This is a genomic window from Helicobacter saguini (assembly GCF_000762875.2).
In the GTDB taxonomy this organism is placed as follows: Bacteria; Campylobacterota; Campylobacteria; order Campylobacterales; family Helicobacteraceae; genus Helicobacter_A; species Helicobacter_A saguini.
On sequence record NZ_JRMP02000003.1, the window covers coordinates 94,351 to 114,543 of the forward strand.

The following is a 20,193-nucleotide window of genomic DNA, read 5'->3' on the forward strand; positions in this document are numbered from 1 at the left end:
ACATACTCCTTTATTTTAAAGGTATTTCTACTTTAAATGCTGCCTCTCCCCAAGTTTTTCCTTCATGCATGTATTCACAAGTTTTTCTAAGTTTGTTTAATGCATTACCCAATGCAAAGTCATAAAAATCAACTACGCCTCTTGCACTAAGCATATTACCGCTAATACTATAAGGCATCCATGATGGATGCTTTATCCCATTTAGCTCAATGCTAACCTCAAGTCGTCCCTTATTAACATCAGTAGAATCAGGTACTACTTTATCCACAACAACAACAATATTTTGATTTTTAAACTCTTTAAAAAATCCATCCCTAACATTCTCGTTTTTGGTTTCATCATTTAAATCAACACTCAACGCATTAATACTAGCCTTAGCTCCCTTAAGCGTTTCTTGCCATTCCTTGCCTTTGCTCCAAGTATATTTTATATCTTTAAAAGTTCCACTAACAGGCGTTTTATCATAAAATTTATACGCGGTCCAAGTAACTTTTGTTTTTGTAGTATCAAGATTTTTTGCATTTGCAACCATAAAAATACTACTAGCTAACATTACACCAAAACAAAACTTTTTAACAAACATAATATCTCCTTTAAAAAAAATTATATTTATTGTATCTATTTTTAGTAATTATTCTGTAATTTTAAAATCTAAAGTTGCAAAAGTGCTACGGCAATTATTACTAATATTACTCCAAAATATCCAATAGGCTTTAGTTTTTGATGTAAAAAATAATATGCACCAATAACGCTACCTAAGATTCCAATTGCTCCCCACAATGTATAAGCAACAGGCAAATACATTCCATTATCTGTAACAATAGCAAGTAAAAGAAAAGCTACGCCTACAAGCACTAAAGCAAGCACCCCCCAGCCAATATTTTTAAATCCATTTGATTTTTGCAAAGCAATATTTGCAAATACATCAAGTATCCCTGAAATTATGATTAATAAAAAATTCATTATTTTATTTCCCTTATAACCCACACATATTCTAGGCACAAAACTATATTATTTTAAAAGAAAATGACATATAGGTTCTAATTCTTCACATACGGGGCGACAATATTTTGTAAAATTGTTGGTAGTCTAAACATACTTTGGTGTAGGTTTGAGTTATAAAACTGCAGATTTTCCAACATGTCACTTTTTTGCAACTTTAAATCGGCTAGCGGATGCAAAGTGTTACTTAAATACCCATAACAATCAATAATAAAACTAGGCACAATAAAAGGCATTAAAATATTGCCAAAATCGCGCGCCGTGCATAACGTATTCAAAGCAAAACTAGGCTCTAAATACAAATTATTCAGCCGAAAAATAATGATAGAATCTTTTTTTGTCATGCGTTTTAGCGCGTCAAACTCATGCAATTTTATCGCGCCCAAATGTATCACAACATCGTATTTTGGGTATTCCAAATCCAAAAAATTATCATAAATATTCACATTTTCACTGCTTACACTCTCCTTAAAATGTGGCAAAAAGCCACTTAGTGCGAAAAGCGCTTCCTTATCACTCACAACCATATCCACGCTTACATTTTGACGACTTAGAAAGTAGGCAATTTCAGTATTTATACTCCCACAAATTAGTGCGCGTTTGCACTCGGCAATAACGCAGTATGGAATCATACTCACAACCTCGCTTTGAATATAGCTAAATCGCTGCGTGATAACCTCTTGAATGCCGCTCGTGCCTTCCTTATAATAAAGTAGAGCTATTTGGTCAAAAAGTTCGCTATTAAATAACTCAACATCGATATTACCTTTATAATCACTAATTTTATTTGTAATTTTATATTGATTTTGAAAGTTTGATGTAATGTAATTTGTCATCCACATTGTTAAAACGCCTTGTGTTTAAAATCCTGCAATTATATTATGGAAATGTTAAGTTTTTACTTGCAAAATTTTTGCTAATTGTGTTTTAACAATATCCATCTTTACAACTTCCAGCGTAAGCCCAGTTCCCCTAGCATTGTGAAATTGTATTGAAAGTATTTATCTTCTAGCCACGTGCCTACTTTTGCCGCGATAAATGGCTCTAAATGCTTCCATTTTTTAAAAGGCTTATTATAAATTAAGAGCCCAAAAACGCCATAACGCCACAAGCCTTTAAATGATGCAATATGCTCCAAAGTGCCTACTGCGCCCACTTTCAAGCCGACATTTTCCATAATATACATTAGCATCACATCATGAGCGTAATGCACATCGCCTTGCGCGCGCACCACGACATTATCGCCGCTAAAATACATTAGCGTATCGCGCGGCACATCAAATGCGTGATACATCGTAATAGTCGGGCGATACACAAAGACTAGCATATCATCACGCCACACCTTGCCCCCGAGCGTAAGATAGGGCATAATCTGCGTTACAAGCGTGCTACCACCAACACGCTCCTTTGTCCTATCACTTACGCCCGGGATGTTTGGACCGCCTGTTACCGCGTGAGCGTATTCCCTATCTTCGCGTATCAAAACAGGTCGCCCAAGGCTAGTCCATGCGCCCTCATAGCCGACATAGACTACCGCGCCCATAAAGCTAAATGGCTGGAAATCCACATAGCCGCCAACGCGTGTATATGACGTGACTTGAAACTCGCCGCCTGCGTTAATCTCCGCACTTTTAAAAAGCAAGGAGTTACTATTTGTAAAAAGCTTTTTCTTATAATAGCCCATAAGTGAGTATGAAAAGCCTAAATAGTTGAATTTATAGCCCATTTTATTTATCACATAAAAGCCGTTATCACCGATTTTATCGTGGTTTTCGCTGTTTTTAGAATCTAGGGCGTTTGGGATAGAATCTAGGATTACATCGGTATTCTCGGCTTCTACGTCGCTTATTGCTAAAAGCAGGGGTTTTTCTTTATTATTAAAAGGGTGGTGGGCGGGCGATAGGATTTTAGAATCATTTAGATTCAATGAATTTATAGAATCTTTAGAATCTAGATTCTGTAATAAGTTAGATTCTATAGAATCTGTTTTTATAGAATCTTGTAAATTAGATTCTATAGAATCTTTTGCATTAGACAATACAAAATTACATAACACAAGCGAAATAAAAACTAGCCTTTTCATAACTTCCCCTTTATTTAGATTCTATAGAATCTGCCGACTTAGAATCTAAAGCGTTAGAATCCGCAATATTAGAATCCACATTAGATTCAATAGAATCTATCCCTAAATCTAAATCAATCATCACATTATTATCACGCGGACTTAAATCATGCCAAATCCCTAAAATCAAGTCGCGTTTAACTTGCAAGACGACTTTCCCAAAAAGCCCTAATTTGCTAGATTCTGGCAAAAGTTTCGCATCTTCTAAAGGCTTCTCATCGCCCCTGTAATGCGCCAAAAACGCTTCGCTAATAAAAGGCGCGATATACTCCTGGTCGCTGCTACTTACAAAATAATCATTCATCACATTTTTAGCCAACACTTCTAAGCCTTGCTTAGTATATTCACGCGCAAAGGCTTGAAAATCGCTCTTAGATTCTATGCGTTCGACAATCTTACTACGCACCGAGACAACTGAGCCATCAAGCGTGATAAATCGATAAGGCGAAGGCGCAGTAACAAGGCTGCCTGTCTCAATATCAAGCAAACTTTTGCCATTAAAAGCCTTACCACTAATATCATTTGCGTGAAAATGCCCTGTTAGCACCACTCGCGCATTATACGCCGCATACATCTCGCCCAAAAGCGAAAAATCATCAATCAAATATTCCGGGTAAAAATCCTTATTTCCCTTGTAATGCTCTAAGATTCCATGATGTTGCGTTATTAGTATCGCCTTGCCTTTTTGGTTTGCTTCCAAAAGTTTGCTCTCAAGCCACTTTATCGTCTCTTTATAGAATCTACCACCAACAATCGGCGGTGTGTGTAGCGTATTTTCTCTCCATTTTACAGAATCTAGGGCAAAAAGCCACAAGTCTTCCACAGGCTCTACGATATAACTAAGCGAATTAGGGTCTTTATCAATCGCATCGTTGTAACCAAAATCAGCGTAATTTGCGGCAAACTCTTTATCATTTACGCTTTTTATCTGCTCAGTTTTATCACCGATAAATCGCACCGCATCGCTATTATTTATATCGTGATTGCCCGGAATAACATACACATTTATGCCATTTTCTTTGAAACGCGCGATTTTACTCGCAAATAGCCTATGTGCGACCTCTTCGCCATCCTTAGTCAAATCACCGCTAACTATCACAAACTGCGGCTTAGTCGCAATGATGTCGTCCATGGCAGAATCTAGAATCTCGCTACTTTGGATAAGCATTTTTCTATCATTATCAAGGTAGTGCTGAAACGCCTTGCCACTTGTCCCTAGCGAAGTGTCGTATATATGAGTATCGCTCAAAGTCGCAAAGGTCACTTTTGGGAATTTTATAGGCTTGTAGGTCTTTAGCTCGTTTTGCAAGGCATTATCTTTTTTATAGGCAAAGCTTGGCTTTTCCCTAAAAATCTCCTTAAATGGAATGAAAAAATACGCTATTATCAGGATAATCACCACGACAATAGCATAGCAAATCTTGCGCTTCAATGTCATTTTTGTCCTTTTGTTAGATTTTGCAAGATTCTAAAAAGCATAGGTAAAATAAAATAAGATAAAGTGTAAAATGTGTGTAAAAACGAAGTTTTGTTTTTTTATTTAGTTATAAATATAGTATAATTTGCATTGAAAATATTATAAGGTGGAATTTTATGGCGAGTAAAATTACATATTTTAAAACTTTTATAAAATGGCGGAATAGGTTTTTTAGAATCTATAATAAAATCGATTTTATTTTGGTGTTTTTTTTATTTTTGTTGGCACTGACTTTTACATCGTTTTTTGGCTTTAAAAGTCCGCTTAGCTCGGTAAGCGTGGATAGAAATCTTGCTAGTCTTGAGATAAGTGATTTTAGACTTTATCGGTTTGCGTCTTTTGTGGATTCTAATGCTGAAAATATGGAATCTAAGTCGCAAGATTCTAAAAATTTGCAAATAGATTCTAAAGATTCTCAAGATTCTATAGAATCTAAAAGCCAAAAAGATTCTAAAAATATTACAGAATCTAACAATTTATCGCCCACTAATAAAACAGATTCTATAGAATCTAATAACCTTTCGCCCACCCACCGCCCTACTAATAAGAACCTTATCGACCTTTACGCACAAGGCACAAGTATAAAGCAGTTTAGTGACAAAGAAATCTACACAGATTTTATCGGGCAAAAGCTTGATAGCAAGGGTGAAATTGAGCGTTTGCAAGGGGCTGAAGTCCTGCATATAAACGATGATTACGACTTTACGCAGGGCATAAATTACGCTAAAGGGGCAAATATCAAGTTTTTTTCACAATTTGGCGTGTATAATATCCGCGATGAAATTTTTAAGGGGCGTGGGGATTTTGTGATTGAGGATGAAGCGATGAAAACCACAGGCAAAAATATTTTTTATGATAAAAAAAGTGATGAAATTACGGCGATTGATGTGCATTCGCAAATTATGAAATAGGTAATAAAATATGAAAAAAGTTATGATTTTCCTAATATTTAGCGTGATACTAAATGCGGCTGATGTGATTGATATAGTCGCAAATAATTTTAAAAGTGTGGGCAATGTAACGACAATCACAGGCAATGTAAAAATAAAAAAAGGCAACGACTTGCTGAATGCAAACAAGGTCGTGGTATTCACCGATAGCGCGCGAAAACCGCTGTATTACGAAGCCACAGGCGATGTGACTTTCAGCATCCTAACAAGCGACAAACGCGAGCTAAGCGGCAGCGGCAACCGCCTAGTCTATGATGTCAAAACAAATCAATACAAGCTCTACGACAACGCTGTGGTGGCAGAAAAAGGCAAGGAAAACGTGCTACGTGGCGATGAAATCGTGCTATCAGGCGATGGCGAATACGCAAATATCGTAGGCAAGGCGACAAAGCCCGCCCGCGTAATCTTTTCGCTTGATTCTAAGGATTAGGTTTTGTGATTTATAGAATCTAAAGGGCGTGAAATGGGCTATGTTGGGATATTTTGGGCGATTAATAATGATGTGAAAGCGGTAAAAAATAGCGTGAAAAGCACAAAGCAAAATGGGGGTGTAAAAGAATATGGAGCGCACATAAATGATTGGAATCTTATTAATGATACTTTGCCACGTGAGCTGCAAAATGAAAGCCCATATTTTTACCCACGTGGCAGGGTTACTTACAATGCGACTTTAAAGCAATACACGATTTTTATAAACGCCACTCTAAACTCAAAAGCGATTTTAGATTCTATAAAAAGCGAATTTAATCTTGCAAATAAAAATATCAAAATAGATTCTAAAGACATTCACTACAACAGCCCTGACATCCCTATTTTAGAGCCTTTTGATGAGTTTTAGATTCTGTAAAAAATTCTAAAAATTATAAAAAGTAACTAATACTTGCAAAACCTGCTAAGTTGAGCTTTTTTATTTCTATGATTTTAGATTCTGTGTTTATGCCGCCTAGGGCGATTAGTTTTGATTTTAGATTAGAATCTAGATTTGCTAAATAATTCACACCTAAAGCCTTATTATATTTATCATAATAAATCGGGCTAATAGTTACATAATCTATATTTTTACTAAGTGCTAAAGTTATAGAATCTAAACTATGCGCACTATAAAATTTTGGCTTTAGATTCACTATATTTTGATTGTCGATTATATCTAACATAGAATCTTTTAAGTGGATTCCAACATTTATAGTTTTTTGTGATAAAAGTTGCGAAATTTCTAATATATTTTCACTAAGATTAAAAAGCGGTGTGATATTAAATTCAGTGCAAATATTACAAAAAGATTCTATAGAATCTATATCGTTTTTTATAGAATCTTTGCCATTTATATAACGCAAACAAGCGTATTTTAAGATTATGTTTTGATTATATTTTGCGTTGAATTGCTGTATTTTTAAGGTTGCATTTTTTAGAACTTTTTGGCTAAAAAAGTTATCTTTTGTAATTAAATATGCAAACATAATTACACCCTTTTGTTTTGCATAATTTTAGCGATTTTTAGAATCTTTTGTGATTATAGATTCTAAATCTTAAAAGTTTTCAAGTATAATGTTAAGTTTAGATTCTAAAGTTTTAAGGGTAAGGTATGGTTGTAGGTTCTATGAGTGCGCTTGTGACGCCGTTTAAAAATGGTAAGATTGATGTAGAAACCTATGAAAGCCTAATAAAGCGGCAGATAAAATATGGAATGAATGCGTGCGTGCCAGCCGGGACTACAGGTGAATCTGCTACTATGAGCCATGCTGAGCACAAGCAATGTATTGAAATAGCGGTGAGTGTTTGCAAGGCGTATAATGAAAGTTTAGAATCTAAGGGCGTAAAAGATTCTAAAGCCACACGTAATACTGAAATTACACGTCATACTGAGCAAAGCGAAGTATCTAAAAGCAAAAAAAGTAGCAAAATACAGAATCTAGATTCTAAAGTAGATGTTTCGCATTCACTCAACATGACGCAAGGGCTAGATTCTAAAAAATCACAGAATCTAGATTCTAAAAACGCCTTAGATTCTACAAATAAAAAAATAAAAGTCCTTGCAGGTGCGGGAAGTAACAATACAATTGAAGCGATTGAACTTGCTAAGTTTGCACAGACTTGCGGCGCGGATGCCATTCTTTCGGTTACACCATATTATAATAAGCCCACGCCAAGTGGCTTAATCGCACACTACAAGGCGATTGCAAAGGCGGTAGATATTCCCATTATGCTTTATAATGTCCCCGGTCGCACAGGATGTGATATTAGCCCTGAATTAGCGATGCAATTATTTACTGAAATTCCAAATATTTATGCGATAAAAGAGGCTAGTGGGATAATTGAGCGAGTGATAACATTAGCGAGTTTAGAATCTAACAAAGTTATAGAATCTAAAACCAAAAAAGATTCTAACCTAAAAGTCCTAAGCGGTGATGATTTACTAAACTATTCAATACTAACCTATGGCGGCAGCGGCGTAATTTCCGTTACAGGAAATCTACTGCCCGATAAAATATCAGCGATGACAGAATCTGCCCTAAATGGCGACTACAAAGCCGCCCAAAAAATAAGCAACGAACTATACGAAATAAACAAGATTCTATTTATAGAATCTAACCCCATCCCCATCAAAGCAGCAATGTGGCTAAGCGGCTTGCTACCAACACTTGAATACCGCCTACCACTATGCGCTCCAAGCGGGGAAAATATGAAAAAAATAGAGCAAACTTTACGAAAATACGAGGTGCTAAAATGACGACAAGCGAATATATGAAGGGCAAGACATTAGTGATTAGCGGGGCGACACGGGGCATAGGCAAGGCGATACTTTATCGTTTCGCACGGGAAAATGTGAATGTGGCTTTTACCTACAATAAAAATGACGAGGAAGCGCGTAAAATCATAGAAGATGTGGAATCTAAATATGGCATAAAAGCGAAAGCCTATCCGCTAAATGTGCTTGAGCCTGAGCAGTATATCGGGCTTTTTGAGGAAATCGACAAAGATTTTGACAGGGTTGATTTTTTCATTTCAAATGCGATAATTTATGGGCGTAGCGTGGTTGGAGGTTTTGCGCCATTTATGCGGCTTAAGCCAAAGGGGCTAAATAATATTTATACCGCGACCGTCCTAGCCTTTGTAGTCGGCGCTCAAGAAGCAGTGAAGCGAATGCAAAAAGTTGGCGGTGGCAATATCGTCTCACTATCTAGCACAGGAAATCTCGTGTATATGCCAAACTACGCAGGACATGGCAACTCAAAAAATGCGGTAGAAACAATGGTAAAATACGCCGCACAAGACTTAGGACAATACAACATCCGCGTAAATGCGGTAAGTGGCGGACCTATTGACACTGACGCACTTAGAGCATTCCCTGATTATAATGAAGTGAAAGCAAAAGTAGAGGAGCAAAGTCCGCTAGGTCGCATGGGCTTGCCAGAAGACTTAGCAGGGGCTGCCTTTTTCTTATGTGATAATACACAAAGCGCGTGGCTAACAGGACAGACAATCGTAATTGACGGCGGCACAACATTTAAATAAGATTCTATAGAATCTAGATTTTAGATGTTTATGTTGAGTTTCCTTTTTATCCATTCGCTTAGTCGGGCGAAGTATGTGTAAAATAGTGGGATAAAAAATATAGCGATAAATGTTGCGGCTAACATTCCACCGATTACGCCTGTGGCTATGGCGTGGCGAGATAAAGCACCTGCGCCACTTGAAATCGCAAGGGGTAACACGCCAAGTGTGAATGCTAATGATGTCATTACTATGGGGCGAAAACGCATTTTTACGGCTTTAATGGCGGAGTTAAAAATGATTTTTCGCATAGTCTTAGAATCTATTTTTCTATTTTTAGAATCTACTTTTTTAGATTCTATATTTTCTTTAGAATCTTTATTAAAAATAGGGTGGTGGGTGGGCGATAGGTTTTTAGATTCTATATTTTTATTAGAATCTTTAGAATCTAGATTCTGTGAATTTATAGAATCTAATTTATTGTCGTGGTTATTGACCCACCCCCCAGCCCCCTCCGCAAGGGAGGGGGAGTAAGCACTCTTAGATTCTATGTTTTTATTAGAATCTTTAGAATCTGTTTTAGAATCTACGTTTTTTATTTCGCTTCGCGATTGCCTATCGCCCGCCCGCCGCCCTATTGATGGACTATTAGATTCTATATTTTCTTTAGAATCTTCATTAAAAATAGGGTTTTTAGATTCTATATTAGAATCTTGCGACAAATTAGATTCTATGTTTTTATTAGAATCTTTAGAATTTAGATTCTGTAAATTTGCAGAATTTAGAGTGCTAACCACTTTTGAAATTTCGCCATTACTTCCCGCCGCTCCCGCCCTTAAAGGAGAATTTACAAAAGTGTCTAGCACTCTAAATTCTCCATTTTGAAAGCTATTAGATTCTATAGAATGATATTTCTGCGATGATATTATCCCACCGCTCCCACCCTTAAAGGTAGCAGAAATATCTTGCGAATCTTCCCATTTTTCTAACGCTTTATTCTTTTCTTGCTCGGCAAATTCCACGATTAAAATAGCGTTTTTTGCACTTAAGGCGATTAGCACCAACAGCCCAACTTGGAAAAATATATCATTTTCAATGCCACGCAAATATGTAAATAAAATCGCGCCAAATACGCCAAAAGGCACGGCAGTTAGCACGGCTAAGGGCATTAGCCACTTTTCATATTGTGCGACCAAAATCAAAAATACAAATAAAAGCCCAAACAAAAACGCCACGCTACCGCTACTACTTGAAACTTTTTCTTGATATGTCGCGCCAAAATATGATATATCATAGCCACTCGGCAAAACTTCTGCGGCGACTTCTTCTAAAGCACGTATCGCATCGCCGCTTGAATAGCCTTGCGCGTTATAGCCGATTACTTGCGCGGCTGGGAATTGATTAAATCTATTTACGATTTCAGCTCCTATCTTTCGCTCAAAATGCAATAAAGAACTCAAAGGCACAAGATTCCCATCTGTAAAAACGCCATTTACAAAGCCACTTTGGCTTTTAACAAAAATATCATTCAAATTTTCTGGGTTGCTACGATAGTTAGAATCTGCTTGCGCGATAACGCGAAAAGTGCGATTAAACGCTTCAAAATTATTCACATAATAGCTCCCAAAGGCAATTTGCATCGTGCTAAAAACATCGTTGATATTTACATTCAAGCTCTCAGCCATTTCGCGATTTAGGCTTACTTCATACTGCGGAGTATCCGCCGCGAACGAAGTCACAATATTTGCGATTTCAGGTCGCTCTTTAGCTTTAGCTATCAGCAAATCTGTGTATTTTTTTAAATCGCTTAAACTTCCGCCATCTTTACTTTGTATAAAAATATTTACGCCGCTAGAATCTAAGCCGATTATGGTTGGCGCTTGGCTTAAGACAAAATTTGCCTTTGGATTGCCACTTAGCTCTTCTCTTAATTCTGCGATTAAGGCTCTATCGCTTAATTTCGGATCTTTTCGCAAATCCCAGTCAATAAGGCGGTGAAAGCCTATTCCTGCGTTTGTCTTAAAGCCTTGCGCTAAGAAGCTATAGCCTGTGATTGTGGTTAGATTCTCAAAATAGGGCTTTTTTAGCAGCGTTTGTATTAGCTCTTTTTGCACGTCAATTGTGCGATTTAAACTCGCTCCTTCAGGCAAAATTGTGTGGATAAAGACAAAGCCCATATCTTCGCTTGGCACTAAGCCACGTGGCGTTTTTTGGAATAATTGATATGTTGCTCCTAAGATTATGGCAAGTAAGATTAGCATTAAAAGCCCACGTTTTATCGCGGTTCTAACTTGATTAGTGAATCTTATGGTTAGCCAGTCAAAGAATTTATTGAAAGGTGTGATGATAAAGCGATTTGGCAATGATAGAATCTTATTTGTCATTGCGAGAAAATTCGTAGAATTTTCGTGGCAATCCACTTGGTTTTCTTGTGTGTGGATTGCTTCGCTATCGCTCGCAATGACGTTGTGGTTTTCACTTTTATGTGGTTTTAAAAACATCGCACATAACGCAGGGGTAAGACTTAAGGCGACACAGCCTGAAATTATCACTGATATTGTAATGGTTACCGCGAATTGCTTGTAGATTTCCCCACTAAAGCCACTCATAAATGTTACGGGTAAAAACACAGCCGAGATTACTAGCACGATAGCGACCACCGCACCACTAATTTCTTTCATAGATTCTATAGTGGCTTCTTTTGCACTGCATCCACGCTCTGCCATAATGCGTTCCACATTTTCTATCACAATAATCGCATCATCTACGACTATGCCGATAGCTAGAATCAAACCAAAAAGCGTTAATAAATTGATAGAAAAGCCAAGAAAATAAAGCCCCACAAATGTGCCGATAATGCTAACAGGTATCGCAATGACCGGGATTATCGTAGCTCTAAAGCTCCCTAAAAATAGATAAATCACAAGCACGACTAAGATTATCGCTTCAAAAAATGTCTTTTTTACTTCGGCAATGGACTTTGTGATAAATTCAGTTGGGCGAAAGGTTTTCTCATAGCTTATACCATCTGGGAATTTTGCCGCGATAGATTCTATAGCCTTATCCACGGCGTTGCTTACTTCTAAGATATTAGCACCTGGCTGCAAACTTACACGAATAGGGACAGAAGGAATATCATTATAAAAGTTTTCGGTGACATAATCTTGCGCCCCAAGCGTTACTTTAGCGACATCCTTAAGCCTTAAAGTAGAGCCATCAGCGTTTGCACGAATTATAATATTTTCAAACTCTTCAGGCTTATTAAAAAGCCCTTTTGTAGTAATCGTGTAGGTAAAAGTGCTAGCATTGATAGGCTCTGCGCCAAATTTCCCGGGGGCAAATTGTGCGTTTTGTTGTTGAATCTTATTGATTACTTCTAAGGGACTTAGATTGTAGTTTTGCAAAGCGGCAGGATTTAGCCAAATTCGCATTGCATAGTTTTGCAAACTCCATAACTGCACATCGCCCACGCCGCTAATGCGATTTACTTCATCAATGATATTTAGCAAAATGTAGTTTGCGATAAAAAGCTGGTTATGTGCTGGATTTTTAGAGTAAAATTGATAGAATCCTACTACGGCGGTGCTTTGTTTTCGCACATTTACGCCAAGTCGTTGCACTTCGGCTGGGAGCTGGTTTATCACGGCTTGCACGCGATTATTGACATTGACTACTGCCATATCTGGATTTGCATCTTGTTTGAAAAAAATGTTGATTGTGCTCTCCCCACTAGAATTTGCCGAGCTTTGCATATATATCATATCTTCTACGCCATTGATACTAGATTCTAAAACGCTTATAACGCTATTACTCATCGTCTCCGCACTTGCACCCGGATAGCTAACACGCACCATAACTTGCGGTGGCGTAACCTTTGGATACTGCTCTATAGGCAAATTATCCATACAAAGTAGCCCAGCAATCACTATAACGATACTTAGCACCGCACTTAGTGCCGGACGATTTATAAAGAATTTGGATAGCATTTTGGTTTTCTCCTTTTTGTTTGTTTCTTTGGTTGGGCGGTGGGCGGGCGATTAGGAATATTAGAATCTAGATTCTATAAACCTACCCTTTTTAGATTCTATTTTAGATTCTATAAACAATAAAAAAGCGAAATTATAAACGATGATAGTAACTCTAAGTCAATACCAAAACACAAAAAATATGTAAAAACTTGGTAAAATGTTGGAATCTATAAAAGACTAAGAGTAGAATAATCTTAAATTACAAGCTAAAATTAATGTAAATTTTAGAATCTAAAAGGGTATGTGATGTTAAAAAAAATTAAAGTATTAAGAAAAAAACTAATACGGTGGTATAAGGATTCCGAAAAGTTTTTTCACCTTTTAGTGGGGTTACCTAGCTATGAAAAATATATCGAATATCACAAAAAATATCACCCAAATTGCAAACCAAAAAGTAGAAAAGAATTTTTCTTAGATTCGCAAGACAAAAGATATGGGAAAAATGGCAGTAAAAAATGTTGTTAACAGCACTAGAATCTTTATATGTGAAAAACTTAACTAAATTTTAATTAATCTAGATTCTAAAAATCAAACGAGCCGCTTTGCCCTCTATTCATTTTTTTATACACATTTGCGACATAGCTTTCACGTGTTTGGCAGTTAAAAAGGCTAGGACAGATAAGACATGAGCTTAGATTCTTAGAATCTTGGCAATGTATTAGGGCATTTTTTGCGTTTAAAAAGTTTGTTTCATAGTTATCAGTTGTGTAATTTTGCGTAGTTTGCACACTAGATTCCATATTTTTCCTTTTAAATTTTGCCTAAAATTATATAAAAACTTTTAGAATCTTTTCCCTTTCAAAATAAAAAAGGATAATGGGATGATGAAAAGCGTTAGGATTGTGCTAGAAATCATGCCAAAAAGCATGGGTGTGGCAATCGCTTTCATTATTTCGCTGCCTACACCTTGTGAAAACATTATAGGGATTAAGGAAGCAATTATGCTAAAGACAGTCATTAGCTTTGGTCGTACGCGTTTTGCCGCGCCAAATATCACGGCTTCTTGCAACGCTTTTAAATACGTTTTATTAGATTCTATGGAATCTTTAGAATCTACGCTAGATTTTATGGAATCTTTTTTATGGATTGCCTTGCGAATGCTCGCAATGACCCACCCCCCAACCCCCCTCCGCAAGGGAGGGGGGCTAGAAGTGGTATCTCCGCAAGGGATGGAGGAAGTCGCTCCCTTAGATTCCATAAAAGAAGATTCCATAGTTGATTTCATAGAAGAATATTCCATAAAATCACCCTTAGAATCCGCGCTAGATTCTATAAAATTACGCCCTTTAGAATCTAAAATCATACTTTGGAAACTCTGTTCCAAATATAAAAGCATCACAATGCTAGTCTCACTTGCGATGCCTAGCAGGGCTAAAAGACCGACAATTCCAGCGATATTAAGATTATATCCCATTAAATCAATGCCTAAAATGCCGCCGCAAATGGCAAATGGTAAGGTCGCAAAACACAAAACCGCATAGCTAAGATTTTTCAAAGCTAGAAAAATTAGCACAAAAATTAAAAGCAAAGAAAAAGGCACAATGTAGCTCAAAGTATCCATCGCCTTTTGCAGATATTCGCTCTCCCCGCTAAACTCATAATAATATCCACTAGGCAACTCCAAACCGCTCAACGCCTGCAAAGCCGCATCCTTATAGCTAGACGCGCTAACCCCCTGTCGTGGCGTAATGTAAATGTAATTTACGCCCAAACCTTTTTCACTTTTCAATTCACTTGCCCCATGACTTAAAGTTATCTCACAAAGCTCACCCAAAGGATAGAATCCACTCCCCGTTTTCACATAAATCTCACGCAAAGATTCTATATCATCGCGGCTCACAGAATCTAGCCGCACAGAAATAGGATAGCTCTCCACGCCCTTAATCATGCGCGAAATCTCACTCCCACCCACAGCATAGCCTACAAAGTCCATAATCTCGCCACGCGAAATGCCATAACGAGCAAGTTTAGAATCTTCAAAATTTATATCGATATAATACCCCGCGTTTGCGCGCTCCGCAAAGACGCTTAGGCTTTCATTTAGCCCTTTTAGTCGCGTCTCAATCTCTATTGACAGCCGCTCTAAAGTCGCCCTATCATTCCCATAAAGCTTTAGCCCCAAAGGCGTGCGAATGCCTGTCAGCAGCATATCCGTGCGACCGCGAATGGGGTAAGTCCATGAGTTTGTAAGCCCTTCAATTTGCAGGGCAGATTCTAGCTTATCTCTTAGTAGCTCGTTAGTTTGGCTTTTATCCTGCCACATTTCACGCGGTTTCAAATGGATATAGACTTCTAGCATACTTAGCGGCGCAGAGTCGCTACTTGTATTTGCGCGCCCAGCCTTGCCAAAGACGCTCTCCACTTCATCAAACTGCATTATTATAGAATCTACTTTTTTAAGATAAGCCACGCTTGTTTCAATGTTTGGCGAAGCGTTACTCACAGGCATATACATCAGCACGCCCTCATTTATTTTTGGCATAAATTCCCAGCTTAGATTTTTGTAGATAAAATAAAAAAAAGGAGTGCTACACACGCAAATAGCAAGGAAAATATACTTGAAATTTAGGGCTTTGATTAATGCGATTTTGTAGATATTTATGCAGATTCTATTGATAGGATTTTCGCTCTCTTTGCGGATTTTGCCTTTGATAAAAAATAGCATAAGGATAGGCACAATCGTAATTGAGAGCATCGCGCCGATAAGCATAGCAAAGGTTTTGGTATAAGCTAAGGGGGAGAAAAGTCGCTCTTCTTGACCGCTAAGGGCGAAAATGGGTAAAAACGAAACAACGATAATGATAAGGGCGAAAAATATGGGGCTACCAACTTGCTTTGCGGATTTTAGGATTATGCTTTGGCGGGTGGATTCTGTGGATTTATTAATAGTAGGGCGGTGGGTGGGCGACAGGTGATTAGATTCTATATTTTCATTTATTGTAGAATTATTAGAATCTATGGAATCTTGTTTCTTAGAATCTTGCGAATTTTGCAAATTAGATACTATAGAATTATTAGAATTTTTAGATTCTGTATTTTCTAACTTTTTAGAATCTAAATTAGTAGATACAGTATTTTGATTAGTTTGCAAATTCGCAGGATAATTTTCCTTTAAATTTTCAGTGGGTGGGTATGGGCGGGACATTGAATCTAAAGGAAAATTATCCTGCGAATTTGCGTTGTTCTTAGAATCCACGTTAGTTTTAGGAGAAGTCGCACAAATCTCACTACTTTCAGTCTTAAAAAAGGGTGGTCGGGTGGGAATAGATTGCAAGGAGTGAGATTTGTGCGACTTCTCTTGTAAATTAGAATCTATGGAATCCTGCGAATTTATAGAATCTAATTGCACACGAGATGAATTGCCCTTAGCTAAATTGCGATGTGCATTTTCTATCATAACAATCGCTGCATCCACCATCGCTCCTATCGCAATGGCAATGCCCCCAAGGCTCATAATGCTAGATTCAATATCAAAAACCCACATTAATAAGAATGTAAATAACACGCAAAGCGGCAGGGTAATCATAATGATTAAAGCCGAGCGAAAATGCAATAAAAAAACAACACATACGATAAGCACGATAACGCACTCTTCAAAAAGCGTCTTTAGCAAATTCAAAACCGCACTCAAAATCAGCTCACTTCTATCATAAACAGGCTCAATAATCACAGAATCATTCTTAGAATCTTGCATATTTTGCAAGTTAGATTCTATAGAATTATTAGTATTTTTAGATTCTATATTCCCTAACTTTTTAGAATCTAAATTACTATTTTTAGAATCTAGATTCTGCAAACTAGATTCTATATTTGCCAAAGTGATAGAATCTTTATTAAAATTTGCATTAGTTGTAAAAATTGCTGGTTTAGCAAATTGCAAGTGCGTATTTTGCAAAAAACTAGATTCCAAACTAGCTAACTTTACTAAATTAAAATTATTAAATTCAGCGTTTTGATAGAATCTAGATTCTATATTTTGTAATATTTTAGAATCTTTTTTATTAATAGGGTGGTGGGTGGGCGATAGGTTAGATTCTATAACATTTTTAGAATCTAGATTCTGTAATTTATTAGAATCTTCCAAATTAGATTCTATATTCCCTAACTTTTTAGAATCTAAATTAGTATATTCAATATTATTATAGAATCTAGATTCTATATTTTGTAATATTTTAGAATCTTGTGTGTATGACAAATTCGCCCTTTGAATCTGCTCTATATTTTTAATGGGTGGGACTGGGCGAGACATTGAATCTAGAGCAGATTCAAAGGGCGAATTTGCATTATTCTTAAAATCTTGCAAATTTATAGAATCTTGCAAATTTATAGAATCTTTATTCTTAAAATCCACAGCATTTTGCAAATTAGATTCTATAGCATTATTAGAATCTTGAAAACTAGATTCTATAGAATCATTAGCATTTTTAGATTCCATATTTTCTAACTTTTTAGAATCTAAATTAGTAGATTCAGTATTTTGATTACTTTGCAAATTCGCAGGATAATTTTCCTTTAAATTTTCAGTGGGTGGGACAGGGCGGGACATTGAATCTAAAGGAAAATTATCCTGCGAATTTGCGTTATTCTTAGAATCTATAGAATCTTTATTCTTAGAATCTTGCATATTTTGCAAATTAGATTCTATAACATTATTAGAATCTTGAAAACTAGATTCTATAGAATTATTAATATTTTTAGATTTCATATTCCCTAACTTTTTAGAATCTAAGTTACCATTTTTAGAATTTTTCATAAAAGAAGCATTCAAAGTCGAAACTTTTTCCTTAATCTTTTGCAAGGTCTCATAAGTATTCCCACCATATTTCACCATCACAATGCCGCCGACTACTTCGCCCTTGCCATCAAGCTCGGCAGCCCCACGGCGCGGCGCAGGTTTCAGCGTCACAACGCCCACATCGCCGATAGTCAAAGGCACATCGCCGACTTGCTTTATGATAAGATTCTCAATATCACGCTCATTTTGCACATAGCCATTTACGCGTATGATTTTCTCAAAGCCGCCCTCAAGGCTCACACCCCCGCCACGTTCGTTATTTGCAAGTTTTATCGCATCGATAATTTCGCTAATTTTCAAATCATATCGCACAATTTTATCATTATCAAGCGTGATTTCATAGTCTTTGATGAAGCCACCTATACTTGCAACTTCGCTCACACCATCAATTCCTAAAAGTGCATATTTATAGTAAAAATCTTGCAAACTTCGTAACTCACCTAAATCATTAGTTTCACTTTTTAGAACATATTGATACGCCCAGCCCACAGATGTAGAATCACTACCTAGCGAAATTTTTGCATTACTAGGCAGATTTTGCACTTGATTTAACTGCTCCAAAATGCGACTTCTAGCCCAGTAAAGCTCAGTTTTATCCTTGAAAATCACATAAATGAGCGCATTTTCATACCCACTCATCGCACGAACTGAATCCACATTCGCAATCGCTAATAAATTGCGTGTCAAAGGATACACGATTTGCTCTTCGATAATTTTTGGGCTTTGATTTGGGAACTCAACTTGCAAAACAACTTGCGGCGGCGTTAAATCAGGCAGTGCATCAAGCTTAATTTTTTCCAACACTGCAAGGCTAAATAGGCTCATTATAGCGGTAAAAACCACGACTACAACCCTATTTTTACAACTCCAAGTGATTATAGAATCTATCATTTTTAGCCCTTAAAATTCACTTTAGATTCTATCAAATCATTGATTAGATTGCCGTATTTGGCGACTTCCACAAGGAAGCTATCGTGTCCGTAATCACTTTGAATGTTGTGATAAGTAGCTGGGCGATTCATAGAATCTAGGCGCACTTTTAGCTCTTGCATTTCACTAATAGGGAACATATTATCACCGCTAAAAGTGATTAAATGCAGCGGCGACTTAATTTGCGAAAGTGCAGAATCTAGCGAGTCAAAGCCAAGCGAAGCGTCATACATACTTAATGCACGAATGAGATAAAGATAGCAAAGTGGGTCAAAATATTTCACAAAATTTGCACCATTATAATCCAAATATCGCTCAATCTCATATCGCCCTAAAATGTCGAACTCGCCGTCATTTGCGACATAGTTTCGGGCGAATTTTTTCTGCATTGTAGTAAGCGAAATATATTGTGAAAAGCCTAGCATACGTGCTACTTGCAGCCCTTTAAACTCTGGCAAGATTCCAGAATTTATTTCATAATTCCCATTTTTAAAAGATGGGTCTAGCATGATAATCTCTCTCATAATCTTATTTATCATAATAATTTGCGGGTTACTTTCATAGCTCATCGAAATGGGAATGAACATATCGGCACTCTTAGGGTATAAAATGGCAAAAGAGAGCGTCTGCATACCCCCCATCGAGCCACCGATAACCGCTCTTAAATGCTCGATTCCAAGCGAATTTAGCAAAATCTTAATCGCCTTTACCATATCTTGAATTGTAATCACAGGAAACTTAAATCTATAATAATCGTTATCACCAAAGCTGCCAAAAACAGGGCTAATAGGCGACGTAGAGCCATAACACGACCCGATAACATTCGCACAAATCACAAAATATTTGTCCGTATTTATCGGCTTCCCACTGCCTATCATATCATCCCACCAGCCACGTTTTTTATCGTGCGGATACTGCCCAGCGGCGTGATGGCTGCCTGTTAAGGCGTGCATTACCAAAATGGCGTTATTCTTATTCTCATTTAGCTCACCATAAGTCTCATAAATAATGCTTGTCGGCTCTAAAATGCGACCAGAAGTAAGGTAAAGCGCACTTGTAAAAGTCTTAGTGTGGGTTTGTAAGTTTAGTTTGGAATCTTGGAGCTTAGATTCTATAAAGTTAGGATTTTTAGAACTTTGCGTAATAGATTCTATATTAGAATCGTTATTTTGCCTAGCAATATTTTTAGAATCTTTACACATAAATCACGCCTTTAAATACCACAAAAAAGTAAAAATTTTTTAATTATAGCAAGGAAGTTAGGAGATTTTGAGCGTATTTGTTACTATGTGTAAAATTTATTCTATGAAAATTAGCAAGATTTAGAATCTAAGTTAGATTCTATCAAATTATGGTAAAATGATATTTGTTATTAAATTTTTTAATAATATGATTTT

14 protein-coding genes and 4 pseudogenes are annotated in these 20,193 nt (G+C 36.9%); 7 read left to right on the forward strand and 11 right to left on the reverse strand.

Annotated features, from left to right (window positions below; all coding sequences use genetic code 11):
• Nucleotides 1–10 precede the first annotated feature (10 nt).
• From LS64_RS02635 to LS64_RS02655, 5 genes are all read right to left on the reverse strand, one after another.
• Entirely contained in the window at nt 11–583 is a 573-nt protein-coding gene (locus LS64_RS02635) for a YceI family protein (RefSeq protein WP_034572129.1), read from the reverse strand.
• Nucleotides 584–651: 68 nt separating this feature from the next.
• Nucleotides 652–963, reverse strand: coding sequence for a DMT family transporter (locus LS64_RS02640; protein ID WP_034572127.1), 312 nt, complete (start codon nt 961–963; stop codon nt 652–654).
• Between the two features lie 77 nt (nt 964–1,040).
• Complete coding sequence (locus LS64_RS02645; protein WP_034572124.1) at nt 1,041–1,844, reverse strand: class I SAM-dependent methyltransferase; 804 nt, start codon at nt 1,842–1,844, stop codon at nt 1,041–1,043.
• A 101-nt stretch (nt 1,845–1,945) separates the two neighbouring features.
• The gene (locus LS64_RS02650) at nt 1,946–3,085 is read right to left on the reverse strand and encodes a hypothetical protein (RefSeq protein ID WP_118949387.1); all 1,140 of its coding nucleotides are present in this window, start codon (nt 3,083–3,085) and stop codon (nt 1,946–1,948) included.
• A 10-nt stretch (nt 3,086–3,095) separates the two neighbouring features.
• Nucleotides 3,096–4,562 carry a metallophosphoesterase family protein gene (locus tag LS64_RS02655; RefSeq protein ID WP_052062505.1) on the reverse strand — a complete coding sequence of 489 codons (1,467 nt, stop codon included), beginning with the start codon at nt 4,560–4,562 and terminating at the stop codon, nt 3,096–3,098.
• 155 nt (nt 4,563–4,717) lie between these two features.
• Between LS64_RS02655 and LS64_RS02660 the strand changes: the two genes are divergently transcribed.
• Genes LS64_RS02660 through LS64_RS02670 form a run of 3 tightly spaced genes read left to right on the forward strand, consistent with a single transcriptional unit; the run spans nt 4,718 to nt 6,389 of the window.
• Nucleotides 4,718–5,512: a hypothetical protein gene (locus LS64_RS02660; RefSeq protein ID WP_052062504.1), complete on the forward strand. Its 795-nt coding sequence runs from the start codon at nt 4,718–4,720 to the stop codon at nt 5,510–5,512.
• A 10-nt stretch (nt 5,513–5,522) separates the two neighbouring features.
• Nucleotides 5,523–5,981: a lipopolysaccharide transport periplasmic protein LptA gene (gene lptA / locus LS64_RS02665; RefSeq protein WP_034572120.1), complete on the forward strand. Its 459-nt coding sequence runs from the start codon at nt 5,523–5,525 to the stop codon at nt 5,979–5,981.
• A 33-nt stretch (nt 5,982–6,014) separates the two neighbouring features.
• Nucleotides 6,015–6,389 carry a hypothetical protein gene (locus LS64_RS02670; protein ID WP_034572118.1) on the forward strand — a complete coding sequence of 125 codons (375 nt, stop codon included), beginning with the start codon at nt 6,015–6,017 and terminating at the stop codon, nt 6,387–6,389.
• Between the two features lie 22 nt (nt 6,390–6,411).
• On the opposite strand, the gene LS64_RS02675 is transcribed toward LS64_RS02670, so the two are convergent.
• Complete coding sequence (locus LS64_RS02675; RefSeq protein WP_052062503.1) at nt 6,412–7,008, reverse strand: thiamine phosphate synthase; 597 nt, start codon at nt 7,006–7,008, stop codon at nt 6,412–6,414.
• Between the two features lie 125 nt (nt 7,009–7,133).
• Between LS64_RS02675 and LS64_RS13895 the strand changes: the two are divergent.
• The 3 genes and pseudogenes from LS64_RS13895 to LS64_RS02690 all read left to right on the forward strand — a co-directional run.
• Nucleotides 7,134–7,334 (forward strand): annotated as a pseudogene (locus tag LS64_RS13895) (dihydrodipicolinate synthase family protein); the annotation flags it as partial.
• 234 nt (nt 7,335–7,568) lie between these two features.
• Nucleotides 7,569–8,279, forward strand: a pseudogene (gene dapA / locus LS64_RS13900) (4-hydroxy-tetrahydrodipicolinate synthase); the annotation flags it as partial.
• Nucleotides 8,276–9,064 carry an enoyl-ACP reductase gene (locus tag LS64_RS02690; RefSeq protein ID WP_034572112.1) on the forward strand — a complete coding sequence of 263 codons (789 nt, stop codon included), beginning with the start codon at nt 8,276–8,278 and terminating at the stop codon, nt 9,062–9,064. The pseudogene dapA and the gene LS64_RS02690, both read left to right, overlap by 4 nt.
• Nucleotides 9,065–9,084: 20 nt before the next feature.
• On the opposite strand, the gene LS64_RS02695 is transcribed toward LS64_RS02690, so the two are convergent.
• Nucleotides 9,085–13,029, reverse strand: coding sequence for an efflux RND transporter permease subunit (locus LS64_RS02695; protein ID WP_052062502.1), 3,945 nt, complete (start codon nt 13,027–13,029; stop codon nt 9,085–9,087).
• A 288-nt stretch (nt 13,030–13,317) separates the two neighbouring features.
• Here LS64_RS02695 and LS64_RS02700 point away from each other — a divergent pair, with 288 nt between their 5' ends.
• Entirely contained in the window at nt 13,318–13,536 is a 219-nt protein-coding gene (locus LS64_RS02700) for a YbdD/YjiX family protein (protein ID WP_034572109.1), read from the forward strand.
• 56 nt (nt 13,537–13,592) lie between these two features.
• Here the strand turns inward: LS64_RS02700 and LS64_RS12720 are convergent, their stop codons facing one another.
• The 4 genes and pseudogenes from LS64_RS12720 to metX all read right to left on the reverse strand — a co-directional run bounded on the left by LS64_RS12720 (nt 13,593) and on the right by metX (nt 19,998).
• Nucleotides 13,593–13,811 carry a hypothetical protein gene (locus tag LS64_RS12720; protein ID WP_034572107.1) on the reverse strand — a complete coding sequence of 73 codons (219 nt, stop codon included), beginning with the start codon at nt 13,809–13,811 and terminating at the stop codon, nt 13,593–13,595.
• A 41-nt stretch (nt 13,812–13,852) separates the two neighbouring features.
• Nucleotides 13,853–14,215 (reverse strand): annotated as a pseudogene (locus tag LS64_RS13905) (efflux RND transporter permease subunit); the annotation flags it as partial.
• A 222-nt stretch (nt 14,216–14,437) separates the two neighbouring features.
• A pseudogene (locus tag LS64_RS13060) lies at nt 14,438–18,757 on the reverse strand (efflux RND transporter permease subunit); the annotation flags it as partial.
• Nucleotides 18,758–18,759: 2 nt separating this feature from the next.
• Nucleotides 18,760–19,998 carry a homoserine O-acetyltransferase MetX gene (gene metX, locus LS64_RS02725; RefSeq protein WP_081948325.1) on the reverse strand — a complete coding sequence of 413 codons (1,239 nt, stop codon included), beginning with the start codon at nt 19,996–19,998 and terminating at the stop codon, nt 18,760–18,762.
• Between the last annotated feature and the right edge of the window lie 195 nt (nt 19,999–20,193).

Bases quoted from the DNA above. Each gene is read 5' to 3' on its own strand.
- LS64_RS02635 (WP_034572129.1), bottom strand. From the start codon at position 583: ATGTTTGTTAAAAAGTTTTGTTTTGGTGTAATGTTAGCTAGTAGTATT.
- LS64_RS02640 (WP_034572127.1), bottom strand. From the start codon at position 963: ATGAATTTTTTATTAATCATAATTTCAGGGATACTTGATGTATTTGCA.
- LS64_RS02645 (WP_034572124.1), bottom strand. From the start codon at position 1,844: ATGTGGATGACAAATTACATTACATCAAACTTTCAAAATCAATATAAA.
- LS64_RS02650 (WP_118949387.1), bottom strand. From the start codon at position 3,085: ATGAAAAGGCTAGTTTTTATTTCGCTTGTGTTATGTAATTTTGTATTG.
- LS64_RS02655 (WP_052062505.1), bottom strand. From the start codon at position 4,562: ATGACATTGAAGCGCAAGATTTGCTATGCTATTGTCGTGGTGATTATC.
- LS64_RS02660 (WP_052062504.1), top strand. From the start codon at position 4,718: ATGGCGAGTAAAATTACATATTTTAAAACTTTTATAAAATGGCGGAAT.
- lptA (WP_034572120.1), top strand. From the start codon at position 5,523: ATGAAAAAAGTTATGATTTTCCTAATATTTAGCGTGATACTAAATGCG.
- LS64_RS02670 (WP_034572118.1), top strand. From the start codon at position 6,015: ATGGGCTATGTTGGGATATTTTGGGCGATTAATAATGATGTGAAAGCG.
- LS64_RS02675 (WP_052062503.1), bottom strand. From the start codon at position 7,008: ATGTTTGCATATTTAATTACAAAAGATAACTTTTTTAGCCAAAAAGTT.
- LS64_RS02690 (WP_034572112.1), top strand. From the start codon at position 8,276: ATGACGACAAGCGAATATATGAAGGGCAAGACATTAGTGATTAGCGGG.
- LS64_RS02695 (WP_052062502.1), bottom strand. From the start codon at position 13,029: ATGCTATCCAAATTCTTTATAAATCGTCCGGCACTAAGTGCGGTGCTA.
- LS64_RS02700 (WP_034572109.1), top strand. From the start codon at position 13,318: ATGTTAAAAAAAATTAAAGTATTAAGAAAAAAACTAATACGGTGGTAT.
- LS64_RS12720 (WP_034572107.1), bottom strand. From the start codon at position 13,811: ATGGAATCTAGTGTGCAAACTACGCAAAATTACACAACTGATAACTAT.
- metX (WP_081948325.1), bottom strand. From the start codon at position 19,998: ATGTGTAAAGATTCTAAAAATATTGCTAGGCAAAATAACGATTCTAAT.